At 40.5% G+C, this 18,938-nt stretch carries 19 protein-coding genes; 10 read left to right on the forward strand and 9 right to left on the reverse strand.

Annotated features, from left to right (window positions below; genetic code table 11):
• Positions 1–82: 82 nt before the first annotated feature.
• On the reverse strand, positions 83–478 hold the full coding sequence (locus GW828_RS16530; protein WP_182723848.1) for a GNAT family N-acetyltransferase: 396 nt from the start codon (positions 476–478) through the stop codon (positions 83–85).
• 312 nt (positions 479–790) lie between these two features.
• Here GW828_RS16530 and GW828_RS16535 point away from each other — a divergent pair, with 312 nt between their 5' ends.
• From GW828_RS16535 to GW828_RS16550, 4 genes are all read left to right on the forward strand, one after another.
• Positions 791–4,141 (forward strand): DUF748 domain-containing protein, encoded by a 3,351-nt coding sequence (locus GW828_RS16535; RefSeq protein ID WP_273059732.1) that lies wholly within the window; start codon positions 791–793, stop codon positions 4,139–4,141.
• Positions 4,142–4,259: 118 nt separating this feature from the next.
• On the forward strand, positions 4,260–4,616 hold the full coding sequence (locus tag GW828_RS16540) for a glutaredoxin family protein (protein ID WP_124016024.1): 357 nt from the start codon (positions 4,260–4,262) through the stop codon (positions 4,614–4,616).
• Positions 4,617–4,802: 186 nt separating this feature from the next.
• Entirely contained in the window at positions 4,803–5,252 is a 450-nt protein-coding gene (locus GW828_RS16545) for a hypothetical protein (protein ID WP_182698786.1), read from the forward strand.
• A 216-nt stretch (positions 5,253–5,468) separates the two neighbouring features.
• Positions 5,469–5,669, forward strand: coding sequence for a DUF2986 domain-containing protein (locus GW828_RS16550; protein WP_124016026.1), 201 nt, complete (start codon positions 5,469–5,471; stop codon positions 5,667–5,669).
• A 123-nt stretch (positions 5,670–5,792) separates the two neighbouring features.
• Here the strand turns inward: GW828_RS16550 and GW828_RS16555 are convergent, their stop codons facing one another.
• Positions 5,793–7,421 carry an MATE family efflux transporter gene (locus GW828_RS16555; protein ID WP_273059734.1) on the reverse strand — a complete coding sequence of 543 codons (1,629 nt, stop codon included), beginning with the start codon at positions 7,419–7,421 and terminating at the stop codon, positions 5,793–5,795.
• A 63-nt stretch (positions 7,422–7,484) separates the two neighbouring features.
• Entirely contained in the window at positions 7,485–8,315 is an 831-nt protein-coding gene (locus GW828_RS16560) for an ion transporter (RefSeq protein WP_124016027.1), read from the reverse strand.
• 209 nt (positions 8,316–8,524) lie between these two features.
• On the opposite strand from GW828_RS16560, the gene GW828_RS16565 reads away from it, so the two are divergent.
• On the forward strand, positions 8,525–9,007 hold the full coding sequence (locus GW828_RS16565; protein WP_259395350.1) for a L,D-transpeptidase family protein: 483 nt from the start codon (positions 8,525–8,527) through the stop codon (positions 9,005–9,007).
• Positions 9,008–9,057: 50 nt separating this feature from the next.
• Positions 9,058–9,663 carry a VOC family protein gene (locus GW828_RS16570; protein ID WP_273059736.1) on the forward strand — a complete coding sequence of 202 codons (606 nt, stop codon included), beginning with the start codon at positions 9,058–9,060 and terminating at the stop codon, positions 9,661–9,663.
• A gap of 487 nt (positions 9,664–10,150) precedes the next feature.
• Here the strand turns inward: GW828_RS16570 and GW828_RS16575 are convergent, their stop codons facing one another.
• Entirely contained in the window at positions 10,151–10,459 is a 309-nt protein-coding gene (locus GW828_RS16575; protein ID WP_124016030.1) for a hypothetical protein, read from the reverse strand.
• 19 nt (positions 10,460–10,478) lie between these two features.
• Between GW828_RS16575 and GW828_RS19290 the strand changes: the two genes are divergently transcribed.
• Positions 10,479–10,562 (forward strand): flagellar basal body protein, encoded by an 84-nt coding sequence (locus GW828_RS19290; RefSeq protein ID WP_353681930.1) that lies wholly within the window; start codon positions 10,479–10,481, stop codon positions 10,560–10,562.
• Between the two features lie 35 nt (positions 10,563–10,597).
• Here the strand turns inward: GW828_RS19290 and GW828_RS16580 are convergent, their stop codons facing one another.
• Positions 10,598–11,071, reverse strand: coding sequence for a hypothetical protein (locus tag GW828_RS16580; protein ID WP_273059738.1), 474 nt, complete (start codon positions 11,069–11,071; stop codon positions 10,598–10,600).
• A gap of 325 nt (positions 11,072–11,396) precedes the next feature.
• Here GW828_RS16580 and GW828_RS16585 point away from each other — a divergent pair, with 325 nt between their 5' ends.
• Complete coding sequence (locus GW828_RS16585; RefSeq protein ID WP_273059740.1) at positions 11,397–13,100, forward strand: sensor domain-containing diguanylate cyclase; 1,704 nt, start codon at positions 11,397–11,399, stop codon at positions 13,098–13,100.
• A gap of 202 nt (positions 13,101–13,302) precedes the next feature.
• On the opposite strand, the gene GW828_RS16590 is transcribed toward GW828_RS16585, so the two are convergent.
• Genes GW828_RS16590 through GW828_RS16600 form a run of 3 tightly spaced genes read right to left on the reverse strand, consistent with a single transcriptional unit; the run spans position 13,303 to position 15,050 of the window.
• On the reverse strand, positions 13,303–13,596 hold the full coding sequence (locus tag GW828_RS16590; RefSeq protein WP_273059768.1) for a signal peptidase II: 294 nt from the start codon (positions 13,594–13,596) through the stop codon (positions 13,303–13,305).
• On the reverse strand, positions 13,584–13,811 hold the full coding sequence (locus GW828_RS16595; protein WP_273059742.1) for a signal peptidase II: 228 nt from the start codon (positions 13,809–13,811) through the stop codon (positions 13,584–13,586). Before GW828_RS16595 ends, GW828_RS16590 begins: the two co-directional genes overlap by 13 nt.
• Positions 13,812–13,844: 33 nt before the next feature.
• On the reverse strand, positions 13,845–15,050 hold the full coding sequence (locus tag GW828_RS16600; RefSeq protein WP_273059744.1) for a YbfB/YjiJ family MFS transporter: 1,206 nt from the start codon (positions 15,048–15,050) through the stop codon (positions 13,845–13,847).
• Positions 15,051–15,158: 108 nt separating this feature from the next.
• On the opposite strand from GW828_RS16600, the gene GW828_RS16605 reads away from it, so the two are divergent.
• Positions 15,159–15,992, forward strand: coding sequence for a LysR family transcriptional regulator (locus GW828_RS16605; protein WP_273059746.1), 834 nt, complete (start codon positions 15,159–15,161; stop codon positions 15,990–15,992).
• Between the two features lie 271 nt (positions 15,993–16,263).
• Here GW828_RS16605 and GW828_RS16610 read toward each other — a convergent pair whose 3' ends face one another.
• A complete protein-coding gene (locus GW828_RS16610; RefSeq protein ID WP_337956447.1) occupies positions 16,264–17,163 on the reverse strand; it encodes an endonuclease/exonuclease/phosphatase family protein in 900 nt (299 codons plus the stop codon).
• 282 nt (positions 17,164–17,445) lie between these two features.
• Here GW828_RS16610 and cls point away from each other — a divergent pair, with 282 nt between their 5' ends.
• On the forward strand, positions 17,446–18,900 hold the full coding sequence (gene cls / locus GW828_RS16615) for a cardiolipin synthase (protein ID WP_273059748.1): 1,455 nt from the start codon (positions 17,446–17,448) through the stop codon (positions 18,898–18,900).
• Positions 18,901–18,938 lie beyond the last annotated feature (38 nt).

Genomic DNA, 18,938 nt, shown 5'->3' on the forward strand with positions numbered 1-18,938 from the left:
TACCAGAAAATAACTGAGGTCTACATAACTCATCGTTTATGTCGTCAAAGACTTGAATACCCCACTGTTCAACTGATCAGCTTTATACCAAGCAACTATCCGATTCAGACTCGCCGAAGGCTTCATCATCGTGACGGTTAATCAATAATACTCCCATGCTGTGTGCCAGTAATTGGGCCTTTGTATGCATTTGACTCACCACATTATGTTGCTGATAGTCTGGCAGGACAAATACATCTTCTAAATGCCATACGGGTGCCAGGCGCACTGAGGAGAATGATGGATATAATTGAATAAAGCCCACAATATTGTCATCTATGAGGGCAACAAAAATCATCGAATCGTTTTCGGCCAAGCGGTTTTTCAAAAATGAATGACACGCGGGATAGTCAGCGGATTGTTGTAATTGCTGCCGATATTGATCAAATAACAGGCTCAGCGGTTCTAAATCAATGCTCGAGGCAAGACGGATTTGCATTTATCATCCTTGAAAGTAGGGTTCAATATCACCTTAGATATCGCCATTATAATGTGAGTTAAATGATGAAATCACAACATCAAGGTTAACCACATTATATCGATACAAGTCATTAACAGGGCATTTTTGCTTAACATTCTTAAATGAGAAAAGCATAAAACCTATCAATTACATTAACTTAAATATAAATCTAACATCTATGTCCACAAATGTAAATTAATCCGTTTTACTCACAAAATAATCATTCGTTAAGATCGTTTTTTTGCTAAAATAAACCACTGTCGACACTGTTTCACATCAAGATTATCTCATATGACCTCGTATTTCTCTCAGATGCGCTCAGCGATTAATTCTCGCTTTCGTATACAAAAATTAGCTCTTTATGGATTAACTCTTTATCTATTAGGCTGTGCTGTTCTTGGTGGCGTTATTCCGTACATAGCCAAACAACAAGCACCCGCAATATTAGCCGAGCAGTTAGGCAGAAGCGTGACCTTGCAAGACGTTCGAATCAATCCATTTACCTTAGAACTCAACATCTCTGGCTTGGTGATTAATGAATTTAATAGCCAACAAACGTTTGCGTCATTAGCTAATGTGTATGCCAATATCCAATTATGGCAATCGATTACGTCTTGGTCATTGGTGATTGAAGATATCCGCTTAGTGAAACCCACCATTAAGGTGGCGCGTTCGCAAGCAGCTGATCAGCAAGTGATGTTTAACTTTAGCGATATTATGACCCGCCTGAGCCAAAATACTCAGCCAACGCCAACCAGTACTGAACCAAGTGTTATCCCCGCGATAAGCATTGCTAATATTCAGATCCAACAAGGCGTATTTACCCTAGACGACAATGTCACAGATACCCACATTAATTATCCTAATATCAATGTGTCATTGGCCCAATTCAATAGCCTAAGTAGCGCGTTAAACGACAAGCAAGAGCAAGTAAATCGTTATAATTTAAGCATAGAAGATCAATTTAAAGCTTCAGTGACACTGCAAGGACAATTCCAATTAGCGCCATTGGCCATTGAAGGCGATCTTAATGTTACAGGCATTGATTTATCGCGCTATTGGTCGGTTGTCGATCAACTGTTTGCCATGAATTTAGCGGAAGGTATGTTGAGCCTAAACGGCCAATACAAGGTGATATTACAAGATAAAAACTTAGCCCCGATCACTGATATAAAAGTCACCAAGGGGCAGATAACAATTGATCGCTTTAAAGCCTTGTATCAACAAGATGAGAAAATTGCGATTGATGTGTTAGCGTTAAAAAACATCAATCTTGATAGCCTGAAAAAACGCGTGAATATTGATGAGTTCCACACTGAAAATGGTAAAATCAAACTCAAGATCACCCCGACAGGCGCTGATCTCGTTGCGTTGTTGTTACCTAAAAATACTGAGCTGACGACTGAGGTTGATACCGTAAATCACACTCGCACAGATGACACACCATCAGAAGCATTAAATAGCGATACCACAAAAGCGAGCACTTCAGAGCCATCTGCCCCTGTGACAGACAAGGCGGTTGCGGTAGTCAACAAGCTCACCACAGAGGTTGCCACTGAACAGACTACAGATGCTGACGATGCTACGATCAATAGCACTAGCCAACACAAGCAAGCCTCTCTTGGCTCTGATACAACAGCGTTATCTGCGTCTACAGCAGAAACGACCTCAGTAACCCCTCAATCGCAAACGGTATCTAAAGCAGTTGACGCTGACGCACCTTGGCTCGTGACGCTCAACAAAATCTCTATTACAGAATATTTAGTCGATCTGGGTGAAGGTATTGCCAGTGATAACATTATCCTATGGCAAATTGGCCCAATAGATATCAGTACCGGTATCGTGAAATCTGATCTATCAACTCCAATTGATTATCAACTTTCAGCAGGCATCAATGCTCAGAGCTTATTAACCTCTGTTGGGCAAATTGATGCCGTCGCGCAAACTGTCGATGCGGACATCGATTTTAGCAACATGTTGTTATCACGCTTACAACCCTATATCGCCCCGTACATAAATATGACCATAGAAGACGGGATGTTTTCAACTAAGGGCCGTTTGCATGCCGATGCCAAGGACATGCTGACCTACTCAGGTAGCGCAAACATCAGCCAATTGCATATTAACGATAATGTCTTAAAACAGCCTTTGCTGACATGGGAAACCATGGACATCAACCAATTAGCGTTTGATCGTCAACAAGCTAAAATTGATATCGATGAAATAAACTTCGATACCCTATTTAGTCGCCTAATTATTTCCGCTGACCGCACTACCAATATCAGTGCATTAATCAACACAACTGACACTGCAACACCCCCTAAGCAAGTTGGCGTTGAACCCAGTAATGCCAGAGCGACATCCGCCGATGAAGCTGCTGTATTATCGGCTGGCAATGAGTCACCCGCCACTGCCAAGCCCGCGCAAATGCAGCTTAATATTAATAAAATTGGTTTTAAAGACAGCTCAGCCTTCTTTGCAGATAACTCCTTAACACCTAATTTTGCTTCCGGCATTGAAATGCTTAACGGCCAAATCACCAACTTATCATCGAATCCTGAAACTACAGCATCCGTTGATTTAACGGGTAAAATAGACAAATATGCACCCGTAACCCTTAAAGGCGATGTTAATCCATTACTCGCGCAGCCTTACCTCGACCTTAACTTAAACTTTGATAAAGTTGAACTGACCTCGGTTAACCCTTATTCAGGCACTTATGCAGGCTATTATATTGATAAAGGCCTGTTGTCATTAGACCTCAACTACCAACTTAAAAATAATGCCTTGGTCGGTAGCAATCACGTTGTGATTGATCAACTCAAGCTAGGTAAACCTAGTAATAGCAGCCTAGCCACCAGCCTACCAGTTACGCTAGCCGTTGCGTTGTTGCAAGATCGCAACGGCGTGATTGATTTGGGCGTTGATGTTTCTGGGGATATTGATTCTCCAAGCTTTAGCTTTGGTAGCATAATAATTAATGCGTTAGGCAATGTTATTACCAAGGTTGTCACCTCACCTTTTTCGTTTTTAGCAGGTCTTGTGGGTGATGATGAAGAAATGGATAAAATCAGTTTCGATTATGGACTAAGCACGATTACGCTTAAACAAAAAACCACATTAGACAAGCTGGCTAAAGCGTTAATTGACCGACCGCTACTTAATCTTAATATCAAAGGCAGTGTCGACTTAATTAACGACCAACAAGCGTTAGCTGAATCTCAACTGCATAAAAAGCTGGCTAAAACGGCGGGCATTAAATTCAAAGATTTCCCAAAAAGTTTATCTGCTAGCCAGTTTCCTGCAACAGGGCCGATAGCTGATGCACTCTACCAACTGGCGGAGCAAGAATTGTCACAACCACCACAGGACATCAAGCAAACGCTCAAACAGCAAACACCAGAAATCACAGAAGCCGAATTGATCACTCGCTGGCATATAGGCTTGTACAATATGCTTAAAAACCAACAGCAATCTACTCGTGATGACTTAGGCGAATTAGCACAACAGCGTGCGAAGGCCGTAAAAGCCTATTTAATCGATCAAGCCGGTATTGATGCGGGTAAAGTATTTGTACTTGAGAGCCGTATCAACACAGCTGAAGATGCCGCTGAAGCATCGCTTGAACTACAAGTAAAATAACCTGTTGTTAGCTGTTAACCGCTATCGACATCGGGTAGACTGCGCATACATTGCAAACGAGTCATAACAAGCGTTTGCAATCATGTCATATTATTAATAGCTAAGATTGAGGTTATCTATGTTTATCGTTCGCTGGATTTTAGGTCGAATTATTTTGTTGTTAAATTTTGTGTTTGCCCCTAAAAAGCGCCAACGTCCGCAAGAGCAACAAGCGACTGTCGATCAACAGACTCAATCACTGGCTTTGTATCAATACGCAGCCTGCCCTTTTTGCGTCAAAGTGCGTCGTGAAATGCGTCGTCAAAACCTAAGCATTAATTTAGTTGATGCTAAACAAGAGCAACACAAAAGCGTGTTAACTAGCCAAGGCGGCAAACTACAAGTGCCTTGTTTACGTATTGAGCAAGACGGTAAAACCCAATGGTTATATGAGTCTAAAGCCATTACGAGTTACCTTAACGAACGTTTCGCTTAAAGCGTTATCCGCTTAAATTAGCGACAACCTAGCGAATATGTAGCCACAGTGCATCACAATACTGTGGCGAATAAACGTCTGCGGATCTCTTTGCTACTCATGTTATTGGGCTATTAATCAATGGTGAATATGAGATTGGCAGCGTTTATGCCAAAATTTTTTAACCAAGAATTAATGAGGTTATGTGTGTCAAAATTCGGCTTAACCGTCTGCAGTATCATACTGCTAAGCGCGTGTAGCGCGAGCGAACCAGATCCAATGGATTTTGTTGGCCAATTTCGCGATGCATTTAGCACGGAAATTAAAGGCAACGGGATTAAGTTATTTGTCTACAAGGCAAAGTTGGCTACCGCGCTTGATCGCAGTATACCCAGTGATCCGCCGCAAGACAGAATAATACGTCGCAGTACACAAGATGCACAAAGCTATCTCATTGAGCAACGTAATGCTGAAAACCGTCTCGAACTATGGAACCAACAAATCGATATTGGTGTCAGAAAAACCATCGAAATGAACGGTTATTGTCAGGCTGGCTTTATTGAATTAAGTCGTTATGTTGAAGCCGAACGCGGTGAAATTCGTGGCGAATGTAACGATGGCGCTACTGCTGAAGATATCAAAAAATTCGCTAATTAGTCGTTAATCCGGTGATGTTTTTAGTCTACTGAAAGTACTAATAATGCGACAGTTAGATAAAACACTATATCCAGCTAAGCAATTAAGTTAAAATTAGCCTCCAAATTTTCTCGTGATGGTGCCGTTGGCTCCAAGACCAGTGTCATCACGCTTTGATATGCTATTTATTGTCTACAAAGATATAAATAGTTTATCGTTTATAAAGTAAGAAATCAGATGAACAGAAAGCAAGAGATGATCAAAAAGTTGGCAAAACGAGCTAAGGCTCGTCAGAACAAAGTCGTGCCAGCGAATCCAAGTAATAAGCCAGTTGAGCGTTATATTTCTAAAGCTGAACGCGAAAAAATTGCGTTAGCTGAAGCGGCAGAACAAATTGCTGCCACAGAGACAAGTAACCCGGAAACTGACAAAGACTAACACCTATTAAGCTGTTAGTAACAAAAAGCCCCTATCTTGGTCAAACCAAAATAGGGGCTTTTTATTAGCTGTTCAATATAGACTCTATAGGGAATAAACCGTTATCGGAATAACCTGATGCCATTATTTGCTTGTGTCTGTAGGCCTAGTGTCAGTATTAGCGTTATTTGCACCAGTATTATCGTCAATGGTTTGATCTTTAATCGATGATGCTGGAATAGATTGCTCTGCAAAGCTGGTGTTAACGTCGTCCTTATCGGTATTCGCTTTATCGACAGGAGTCTGCTCGGCGAACTGTTTACACAAGGGCTCTTCATCCAATTGCGCCATCTGAGTACGCCCAGACATAGGTGACGGTGCCGCGACCATATCAATGTTAATCACATCGTTTTCTAACACTTGTTGATTGGCTGCTGCGGACACTAAGCCTTGACGACTAATTTTATCCACTAATCGATATGCGCAAAAAATACCAATCACACCAAAGATAATTGATCCAATCACCTGACCGATGAGCACCCCAAATACCCCGCCCCACTGCGCACCAAAATACACAAAGGGGATAGTGCCAATGGTGGCTTTACCGACGTTAAAAAAGGTTGAATATTTGGCTTTACCTAAATTATTAAATGACGCATTGGCAATAAATAAGATACCCGAAAAGATAAAGAACACCGCGATATATTGGCAGAAAAACAAAATCAACTCGGCAGCATCACCTTCCATATCAAAACTACTGACAATCACATTACGCAATAAATACAGCCCTAGCGACATCACTAATACGTAAGCCACACAAAACTGAATCGCGTTGGTCAAACTTAATCTTACACGCTCTATTTCATTGGCGCCAAAGTTTTGTCCCACAATCGGCCCAACGGCGCCAGACAGAGCAAAAATCATCCCAAACGTTACAGGGATCAAGCGGCCTAATACCGCCCAACCGGCCACATAACTGTCACCAAAATCGGCTATGGCACGGGTAACCACGGCATTACCAATTGGGGTGGCCACATTGGTGAGCATTGCTGGGGCGGCAATGGCAAATATTACCCTGAGATCTTGTTTAAACTCGTCAAATGAGAATCGACCTAACAACTTATGTTTTATCACCACACCGCGCGCGGAGATAATGAATACTGCGATACGAGCAAGAACTGACGCCGCCGCTGCACCTTCGATGCCCATTGATAAAGAAAAAATAAAGATAGGATCCAACACCGCATTAACACCGCCACCAGCGAGTGTTGACATCATCGACAATTTTGCATCACCCACGGCACGTAAAGCACCACCCAATGCCATGGCTAAACAAATAAATGGTAACGATGGCAGTAGAATATACAAATAGCTTTGGGCTAGCTCAGCAGTACGCCCTGTTGCACCGATTAATGCGAGCAGCTCTGGAACAAATGTAATCACCACTGCAGCCACCAACACACTGGTCACTAATGTGACTATGGCACTGTTTAAGAATAATCTTTTCGCTAACTTAATATTCTTAGCACCCACAGCTTTTGACACTAAGGCACCAAGGGCAATGGATAAGCCGATACCAATAGAAGTGGTAAAAAATGAAATGGTGCTGGCATAACCTGCCGCAGCGGCAAGCTCAACTTCGCCGAGCAAGCTTAAGAAGAAAATGTCGAGTAAATCGACAACAAATAACGCCGAAATACCGACCGCAGCGGTCGAACTCATCACTAAGATGTGGCGTAAAATGGGGCCTTCGACAAATTTAGCTGTGGTCATTGGTATCCTTGAGATGAAATCACCCTGCGCAAGATTGTCACTGGACGATGAATAAAGGTAAAACTACAGCTTTTCTAACTCGCTGCCACAATGATTACAGTACTCGGCATCATTATCGTGGCCTTTTTTACCGCAATTATTACATTTACGTAAATCACGGGTTCTGACCATTTCATTTGAGATCTCAGCGGTTAAAATGCCGGTTGGAATGGCAATAATCGAATAACCAATAAGCATGGTTAGCGCAGCAATCCCCTGACCTAACGTAGTTTGCGGCGTAATATCACCATAACCCACAGTGGTAATCGTTACGATTGTCCAATACATTGATTTAGGTATGGAAGTAAAGCCATTCACTGGGCCTTCAACAACATACATAATCACACTAAGTACCATAATGATCAGGCTGACCGAAAAGAAAAACAGAAACACTTTACGGCTCGACAGTATCATGGCTTTGAGCAATATATTACCGTCACTTAAATAGCGCAGTAGCTTTAATACTCTGAATACACGGAATAGCCTTAACACTCTTATTGCTAATGCTAAATTTGCACCAGGGAATATCAAACCTAAATAACTGGGCAAAATAGACACTAAATCGACTACACCGAAGAAACTGCGGGCATAGTGTAACCGATTCAATGAACAATATAATCTTAATATGTACTCAACGGTAAAGATTACCGTAAAGGTCCATTCTCCAATACGAATATAATCACCATATTGCGCATGAATAGTTCCTATGGTGTCGATAAAAATCAGTGTCACACTCAGTACAATGCAAATCATCAGTGCAATATCGAAGCGTTTACCTGCTGGCGTTTCAGTACCAAATATCACGCTTCTGAGTGTTTGTTTTAGTGGGCTGTCGGCTTTTTCTTCGGTATTCATTTTAGGTTTCGCTGTATTAGGTTATATCTATCAAAAAACTTGCAAAAACTTGCAAATAACTCGGTCAACTAATATCAATTAACCCTTGATGTAGTTAAAATCTAACATTGACCGCCGAGATTTAACATTCACAATCGGTCATTTTACAATAAAAAATAAAAAGGTCATTGGTTTACGGAGATTTCATGCGCACGCTGTCTATATTATTCATGGTTATATTTTGTTGCCCTTTGTTGGCGAATGCATCATCAGCTCAATCTTTAAAGGCCAAAGTCGATTTAGTTGTCGTTAATAAATCTGAATCCCGCATGTCTGTTATGCGTGACGGAAAAGTGATTAAAAGTTATCTGATTGCTATGGGTGACGTGCCCAGTGGTCATAAACTTAAAGAAGGTGATCAACGTACTCCACAAGGTCGTTACACCTTAGATTATAAAAAATCGGATAGTGCATTTTATAAATCGATTCATATTTCATATCCTAATGAAGAAGACAAATTGCGTGCTGACGCATTAGGCATAAGAGCCGGTGGTATGATCATGATCCACGGTGAAAACCCTCGCTCATCGTTACCGCCAGAAGAAGCACAAAAGTACAACTGGACCAACGGTTGTATAGCTGTCACCAACAAAGAAATGGATGAGCTTTGGCAAATGATTGATGCTGGTACGCCAATTGAGATATGGCCATAATCTGATCTACTATCAACCATACCATTTTGCTTTGTTTTTTGGGTTATTAAATGAATTACCAATACTTACAACATACTTGGCCAGATTTTAGTCAACGCATTATTGCATTCATACATCAGTTAGGTTTAGAAGGTTTATCCTTTCATTGTGATCACGCAGCTCTTCGAGTGAATAACAGCCAAACGGCGCAGTTACTGGCAGATGAATTTAGTCAGTATGGAGACATTATCTCTAATAACATGATTAACGGTCGGCCGATTTTAATCATTAAATTAGTTGAGCCATTAGTTATGGGGACAATGAACATTCAGTGTGTTGAACTGCCCTTTCCTTCAGACAAAGTTTATCCCGTTGAAGGTTGGGAACATATCGAATTAGTGTTTCCATCACAAGCGAAAACCAGTGAAGCATTCGTGGCAGAACTCATGGAACATGCCCCACAATTAGCTGAGATTATTGTCGCTGATAGTGCCAATACCGGTAAAAGTACCCATACCGGTAAAAGTGAGCATAACATTAAGGTAAAGCTAAGTTCACCTAAAGGTGATAACGAACGCTTAGCAAATCCAACCATCGCATTTAAAGCCAATGGTATTTGCGTTAAAGTGCATCCGCACGATATTCAAACTATTCTAGCCAGTGAATCGGCAAGCTAATCTCTTTACTGGTAATGGTTTATCTTAACCTTATTAGCACTAACTAGTAGCGGCTAACTTTCGCGGTAAAATTCCGCTCAAGCGAACTCTCAACAGGGGTATCAGATGTGATACCTCTGTTGAAGTAACTAGCTGACACCAAAGTTATCCTATAAAAAGAAGCGAGACCATTATTGCTTAGTCACAGGAAATAACGACATAGCATAAGCACTGTCGTGAATAAAGTTGCCCAAAACTGTGGCAAAATGCACCTTTAAAGCTCATCCCGCCACAACAATAAACCGAAATATCACACCATGACTAAGTTTTTAGTTTAGTGCTGGCGCTTTATGTTTAATCAGCCATAAGCAAAACACACTATGGCGATTAGGCTTAACCTTCAATCGTTGATAACCTCACCTTGCTGGATCTCAAAACTGTTAAGTTTGCTTGGAAATGTGTGACGATCGATAAACTCGTCACTTCGCCATATCAAATACATAGAATATTACAGTTTATCAAATGCCCTTTTATCAAGCAGTTTGATAAGGAGATCGATACGCTTATGGGCTAAATAATCCTCGCAACGATTAAAGCAAACTGTCACAAGCAATAGTAAGAACCATACAAAGTTCTGTTCTGCTAATAAATCAAATTCTGCAATATAGACAATCGCGGCAATGGTCGCGCCAAAAATTCCCCATTGAATAAGCCAGCTATACGATTTAGGCCTCAATGTATCTAAATTAGCGCGTAATAGGTTAATTCTTTCAATTTCATTTGATTCAGCAATATTATCTATTGGAGTTTGATTCATTTTTTTACAGTTCCATTGTATAAGCGCGCTTAATTATCAAGCAATTTTGATTGATGTCATTGGTAATAACATCAATAATCTACAGGCAATACGTCTAATATGATTGCGATGTCATTATTACTAATTTACATTAAATGACTATATATTTCGTACAACATAGCTGGGTATATTAATTTTAGCCCCACCTTCACTGAAGTTGGCATCTAAGGCATAAGCCATTTTCTCTAAAGGGGATTCGTGATAGCCAAAGGTTTGAATTTCATCCATGTAACGAAGTATAAAACCATGAGCGCCTAAATGTGCCCATTGAGCCACATGGACTAACTCATGAAAGTGTAAGCGCAAACTCGAAACATTATGGCGAAGTACGTAATAGGTATCCTTATAGGTAATGCCACCAGCTTGCATATCCATAAAGCTACCGAACCCCATTTGGCGAAGCTCAGGGAAGTCAGGTTTTGGGATCTCGTCTACCACAACGAAATAAGCTTGTTCAAGAAACGCTAAAGGATAAAAACCTTCAAACTCACTGAAAAATTTAGCACAGCAAATTCGTTGTTGTTTATATTCGAAATTGGTTTGATCAATCCATTTCTCAATTTTATGAAGCATCTTTATATCCCTATTTCATGCACCATTTAAATGGCAATCTTGCTGATTTTGGAATTTTGGATAAATGAATATCTTTTTCGACTAATCTAAGCAAGCGTAATAACAAAAATATCGACGCCATTATACACATCAGCATCACACATTTTTGCAAAGATGCTTGAGTGATGAAATATTACTCAATATGCTATTCAGCGTCATATTCTTAGCAATAACATGATTAACTGCTGTCATCCTTTAGTTAGACAAAAGATATGTGAGCGACTAATCTATTATTACCTTACCTTTGCGAGTATTTACTATACGTTTTCTACTGTTGTTTTTATGCTTGTATAGTCTTGGTGCTATTAGCAAACCTATTGAATTAACGAATGTTCCTAGTGAACTATTCATTAATAAACACCTAACTATTCTACAAGACCGTAGTGCGGATTTGTCGTTCCAGAATGCTTTTAAACAATATAAACAAGGTAAGTTCACGCTAAATGCCGATGAAAGAGCCAGTTTTGGGTTTATTCATGATGCGCTTTGGGCATCTGTGTTAATCAATAATTCATCGGATAAAGAGATAAAAAAAGTGCTTTACCTCGATACCGCTTGGCTAGACCATGCTGATTTTTATTTTATGCGTCAAGGTAAGGTTGAAGATAAAGCGTTTATTGGTGACACACTACCGTTTAATGCACGAGAAAATAAAACCCGTATGCTGTCACAGCAATATACGTTTAAGCCAGGCACCACTCAGGTGTTTATGCGCTTTGAATCACAAGACCCTCTGCTGATTCCATTGTACTTAACAACTCACGACGTCATACAAGATAACCTAATTATCTCAAGTTATTTTTATGGCTTTATATATGGTGCATTTTTTATACTTTTCGTTTATAACATTACGCTTTTTATCAGTTTAAAAGATAGCAGCTATGTATTCTACTCTTTGTATTTATTGTCATTTTTTTGTTTAAATATTGCTTATACCGGCCATGGCTTTAAATTTATTTGGCCCAATAGCTTATTGTTACAACAATGGTTAATGATATTGTTTTTATATTGTTACATCGCTTTTAGTATCGCCTTTTGTTTTGAATTCCTTAAATTAAAAGTGTTTGCGCCTAAAATATATCAAATAAGAAAGTGGGTATATACTGGCCTAATACTGTTAATCACCAGTCTATTTCTCAATGCAGACCAATTACTCGCCGTTAATATAGGTGTCGCCCTGACGTCGCTATTAGTGGTTATTTTTTTATCTTTGGGGTTTTTAGTCTTAAAAAATGGTCACGATACGGTTAAGTTTTTTATTCCTGCTGTGTTTCTCGGCGCTGGAGGTGCGGCGACCTCTGCAGCAACTACTTGGGGCTTTATTCCCTATAGCACTCTGATATTTCACAGTATTGAAATAGGTATGTTAATTGAAATGTCAATTTTAGCTTTAGCATTGGCCTTTAATTTAAAGAAGGTAGATAAAGCTCGTATTACTGCTGAAGTCAGCGCGCAATTAGATCACTTAACTGAATTATACAATCGTCGTGCTTTTACTGTAGCCGTTAGCCCGTTATGGAATTTAGGTATAAGAGATCAACAAGCCTTTTCAATAATCCTGTTGGATATCGATTGGTTTAAAACAATAAATGATGATTATGGTCATGCAGCTGGAGATGATGTACTTAAAAGTATTGCTCAAACATTGCAACAACACATCAGAAAAAGTGATATTTTAGCGCGTTGGGGAGGTGAAGAGTTTATCATTTTCTTACCTAACACCACTCAATCAGATGCAATTAATCTCGCTGATCTCATTCGCAAAAACATACAAAAAATGACAGTTTTACATGACACTGGCCCGCTATCAGTAACTGCCAGCTTTGGTGTCGCGGTTTACAATGAACAAATGACTGAATTAGAGGACCTAATCAAACTTGCCGATGTTGCTTTGTATAAAGCCAAAAACAGTGGCCGTAATGTTGTTTGTCACATGCCACAAAACCAAACCATTAAAAACCAAGAAGTTAATAAAATGACGCCTATTTAGCTGGCTAAATGACATCAGCCTCTGCGCAAGTGTGATCTTAAGACTAACCAATCCAATTGCCTTATACACTCATTAGTGGGTCTTTTAGTTCAACAGCTTGATTGAGAGCCCTGATAGCCTTTAATTAACGCTTACAAAGCGTCCTTGAAAATAGCCAAGTAACATGCAGGTAAGGCCTAGCGCAATACTTAGCTATGCAAGATCATTTGCTAGGCGTTAATAGCGCCGAGCTGTCTTTTTTGCCTTGAACAATAATAAGCATAAATACACCTATCATAATGGCAATATCTGCGACATTAAAAACTCCCGTTCTTAGACTGCCAACGCCAATATTGAGAAAATCAATCACAGCACCATGATTAAACACGCGGTCATGGAAATTACTAATACCACCTGAAAAAATAAGTGATAGTGCAATTAAAGATGGCAGATTCAGCTGGGTATTTAATAACAAATAACACAATAAACCTAATAAAAATGCCCCTACCAATAGCACAAAAAGCAAAACCGAGCTTGCTCCGACATGCTATTACCCAAACCAAGAAATGCGCCAATATTTTCAACGAAACCGACTCTAAGGGTGTCATTAAGGTAACTGACCATTGCATTTTTTGTCAGGTATTCTGATGCCAGCAACTTAGTCGCTTGATCAATGCCGACACAGGCAAAGCTCACTGAAAAAATTGTTAACAGTCTTTTCCGAACGTCCATGTTTACGCCAAAATATTGATGACTATAGGCTAATTAACCGATAAGAAACCGAGTTTGTGTATTGGTGTCTTTCTTTTCCGAAGCATTTATTTCAATCCTGAATAATCCAAACAAGAACAGCGTGCCAATCATCACTATCGCGGCAGAGACATATAGCCCAATATCATAACTGCCAAAAGTTTCAGTAAGATACCCGGTACATACAGGCGCAAGAATTTGGGCCGCACCATAGGCCAAGGTCATAGTCCCCATAAACTTAGCCGGGTTACTAGGATAAAACTTACCCGCCATTGTTAATACCATGCTAACGCATGCGATAAAAGTCCCGCCGAACATTAATGCACTTAAGATCACCACAGGTAAGCAGTCATTTATAGCTGGAAGAATAATCCCTATGGCCTGAAGAATATACGCAATGATTAACGCTTTAATATAACCTGTTCTTCGCGCAATTCGATCCCAAATAAGTGCTGCTGGAGTTGCTGCTAATCCAACTAATAAAAAGGCCAATCCCCCTTGCCCTTGTAAGCCTTCAACCCTCTCGACAATATCAACAATAAAGGTAGAGCTAACAGCATAACCATAACCTGCACAAAAATAAGCCAACATCATCAGCGATTTAAACACCTTGCTTGGAGGAGTATCTTTAGCCGTACCCCCTACTTGACCATCAATAAAAGGGGGTGGCATCCATAACCATGCTGGGATGGCAAATACTGCCGCCATAACGGCTAATGCCAACCACTGTTGCTGCCAGTCGGCTGATATTGTCAACATGAACTCAACCAGTAATGATGTAATAATGATACTTAGCCCAGCACCTGAGAAGTGAATCCCTAATTCAGCACGGTGATGATGTTTAACTAACCATTTTAATATCAAACCAGAGGCAATAATAAAGCCACCAGAAGCGCAAACTCCGGCAATAAATCGTAATACCGCCCAAGTGACCATATCCGTGGTCATTACCATTGCTGCTGAAGTGAGCACACTCAATATAAGATACAGCCGGTGCAAGTTGTATTTATAGTTCATGTTATGCAGGCTAGCAGCAAGCAATACCCCACTCATGTACCCCATAAAATTAGTGCTAGCGAGCCAACCGCCTCCGAGTTCAGTTAAACCTGCGCCATCCTGCATTATCGGTAATAACAGGCTGTAAGAGAATCTAGCCACACCAACAGTCACAATTAAACTACTGATACCGGCAAAATATACTCGAAATTTTGTTAACGCCATTAGCATGTTAACCACTTTGAATTATAAATAATTAACAAAGAATACGTTAACCTGCTAATCTTAAAAATTGAATTATTTAGAATAAATACTTCTTATTAAGAGAACCATATGGAAATTTTGACACTAAAAACCTTCAAAGCGGTAGTCGATGAAGAAGGTATTAAAGGCGCAGCGGATAAACTGCATACGGTTCAATCTAATATCACCAACCGAATTAGAAAGCTCGAAAGAGAGCTGGATACCAAACTATTTAATATTATTGGTCGTAAGTTACAGTTAACAGCGAGTGGACAACAGCTTTGCGAATATGCCGATCAAATTTTGCAGTTAGAATATCAGGCCACATCAGCCATTTTACGCAATAAAGGAAGCTATGAGTTAAGAGTTGGTATGCCAGAAACATTCGCAGCGGTTCACATGCCTCTGGCCCTCAAACAACTCAAGCTTAATCATTCTCAAATTCGCACCAAAATCTATACCGATACCAGCGACAGACTAGTGTTTTCGGTACTAAACAATAAAGTTGACTGCGCCGCGATTGGTAATGCACCTAAACATGAAAAACTGGTTGTTATCCCTATAGTGAAAGAAGAATTGATCATGGTCACGCCGCTAGAGAGTGAACATGATCCGGTATTATTGGTCAGAGATGAAGGCTGTGGCTATAGAAAACACGCCCTTATTTGGCAACAAAAGGCTGGACGAGGTCATGATGAGCTCATGGTGATGAGCAGTGCGGATGGTGTTTTAGGTTGTATTGCGGCGGGTTTGGGCTACACGATTATTGGCAAGAATATGGTGACAGGAAGCCGCTATGAAAAGTCACTCGTTATGACGCCAGTGAGCCATGGCCCAAAGCATGTTCAGTTGTCGATTGTCTATCGTAAAGGTAGCCTATTAGAGGCTGGAATATTAACCCTTGCAAAACTGTTAACTAAATAGCGATGCTACTGCCCTAAATCAAAGGGCCTCCTAGATAATTCAAAAAACAAATTAACTAATTAAATGCTTTAATTCAATTACTTAACCAAAAACACTAAGTCAATGACACCAATCACTGCACTATTCCATGGTCCTCAACCTTATGCTCTAAAAATCTGGTAAGGACGGATTGATCTTAACTCCTGAACGATAGAACTATCACACAGCCAAATGCCCCAAAAATGGTTTGTTTTACGTACAAATAAACTTGTCGCCATTTAAAACAAAATTGTTAATTTCCGCCTAATCTAAACTGCGCTAATAAAGGATGATGATCTGATGTTTCGGTATCGATTACCCGTGCAGATTCTAAAGTCAGTCCTCGGTAATAAAGATGATCTATGGGATAACCCATCACTGTTGTTCGAGTATCTTTTACAGGGATGACAGCCTTAAGCCCTAATGTGTTGGTTATTTGAGCTAACATAGACAATCTGGCTTGGCGCCAGGTATTTAAATCACCGCCGAAAATGATTGGCCCTTTATGAGCTTGCAAAGCGGGTAGAAGTTGCTGTAACTGCTGCGCATAACTGTCTAGAGCATACTCAAAGTTAATACTGTGCAAATTGGCCACCAGCAGAGTGTCACCATTAGACAAAGGGAAATAACTTAACAGGCTCGACTTGGGAAATTGTATCAATGGTTCAGCCGTCAAATAGCCACAACTTTGACGCGCAGAAACCTCAGACAGGTTCATCACCCCAAGTGATGTCTCACCTTGACGAAATGCTTGTACCATTGCCAATTGATGATGACTTTGCTGCTGCCATTGCTCAAACTCATCTGATAACTTCACTTCTTGCAGCAACAATAACTGATTCTGGCTGGCTAACTGGCTTAACAACGTTTGCCAGCCGGAATTTTGTTGTTTATAGATATTCCAGCTCGCGACAGCCAATTGACCATCAATATCCAAAGTCGCTTCAGGAGTGGCAGTAACGCATTGAGCCGTAAATGAACCTTGTGGACTGTTAATCACCCGGGGATCTGTCGCCAAGTGAATAAACTGTGCCATAAGGCTAGCTGTCGCCATTGAAAGTATGACGACAACAATACTGCTCCATAGAATAAGCCTGAGCAGTTTATGCTTAGGTTGCAGTGGGGATGCTGACTTTGAGCGAAAAATAGCGATTGTGAACTCCCTCTAATGACTTGAAATAATGTCTAAAACTCGACAAAAGCTTGAATGATATTAACCTGCTTAACAACAACTTAAATAACCTGAGCTTCAACAATGCTCATTTTATTGCTGCTGATTTAATCAAGGCTAATATCATTAACACTGGCCCCACTATAATAAAACAAACGGTTTAATATACCCAGCTAGACAGATGGATGAGGGTAAATCAAATCTTTTAAAAAGCTGATATGATAAGTGCATGTTTTTTCTACATGATTGGTCTACTGGCTAGCTATGGTTGAGCTTTACAAAATATTAACGATAATCAGCGTATTAGCCTATTGGTTAATTATTGCCGGGATCACCGCCCGTATTGTCTATAAAAGGCGATCCGTCGGGGTTTCGTTAGCTTGGATGATGCTTATCTATGTGATCCCCATCCTAGGCGTTGTGCTTTACTTACTCGTGGGTGAGATGAACCTTGGGAAAAAGCGGGCCGTCAGGGCCAAAGAAATGTACACGCCCTATCGAAAATGGTTCAGTCTACTGTTTACAACTCATCAATTTCGTCCGCAAAATGTAAATGACTATACGATTAACATTAGCCAGTTATGCGAAAACCGCCTTGGTATTCCGACGTTGTCAAACAACCAACTAACCCTTAAATCATCACCAGAAACAATTTTAACGACCTTACTGCAAGATATCCAACAAGCGCAGACATCAATTCATTTCGAGTTCTATATTTGGTATCCAGGCGGACTGGCAGACCAGGTTGCCCAAGCACTGATTGATGCAGCAGAACGTGGGATTGCAGTAAAAATATTGCTCGACGCCGCGGGCAGTCGAACATTTTTTAAAAGCCAGTGGCCAAAACGGATGCGTGATGGTGGCGTTATTATTGTCTCGGCGTTGTCAGTTTCTCCGATACGAATGTTCTTTCGCCGACTCGACCTGCGACTTCACCGTAAAATAGTGGTGATCGATAACCAAATCGGATATACAGGCTCCATGAACTTAGTCGACCCTAAATATTTTAACCAAAGCGCTGGCGTGGGTGAATGGGTCGATGTCATGGTAAGAATTACCGGTTCTAATGTGCCAGTACTTAATTGTATTTTTGCGTGGGATTGGGAAACTGAAACTGACCAAAGAATTTTACCCGAGCCACCTGATTACCACCCAGATGGGCATAAAAAATCTGATATGGTGCAAGTTATTCCTTCTGGACCCGGCATGCCAGAGGACATGATCCAGCAGGTGTTGTTACTGAGTATTTATCAAGCCAAACACAGTATCACCATCACTAGCCCTTATTTTGTACCCAGTGAGAACCTACTGTTTGCATTAACCGCTGCCTCATTGCGCGGTGTGCAAGTTAACTTAATTATCCCCGATAAAAATGATTCACTGATGGTGGAATGGGCAAGCAGATCATTCTTTGGTGAATTACTCAATTCAGGGGTGAATATTCATCGTTTTTGTGGCGGTTTTTTGCATACAAAATCAGTGGTAATCGATCTGCACCACTGCTTAATCGGTACTGTTAACCTTGATATGCGCAGTTTGTGGCTCAATTTCGAAGTGACGCTTTCTGTAGAAAATTTAGAATTTACTCAATCTCTCAGTCAAGTCCAACATCAATATATGGCCAATTCAATTAAAATGGATGCGCGGGAGTGGCGCAAACGACCGTTGTTCAAACGATTAGTGGAACAATTTTTTTACTTTTTTAGTCCACTGCTATAACGGTCGATACGATAAGCTGGCGGTTGAATCAGGGCTAA

The organism is Shewanella vesiculosa, from assembly GCF_009994065.1.
Taxonomy (GTDB): domain Bacteria; phylum Pseudomonadota; class Gammaproteobacteria; order Enterobacterales; family Shewanellaceae; genus Shewanella; species Shewanella vesiculosa.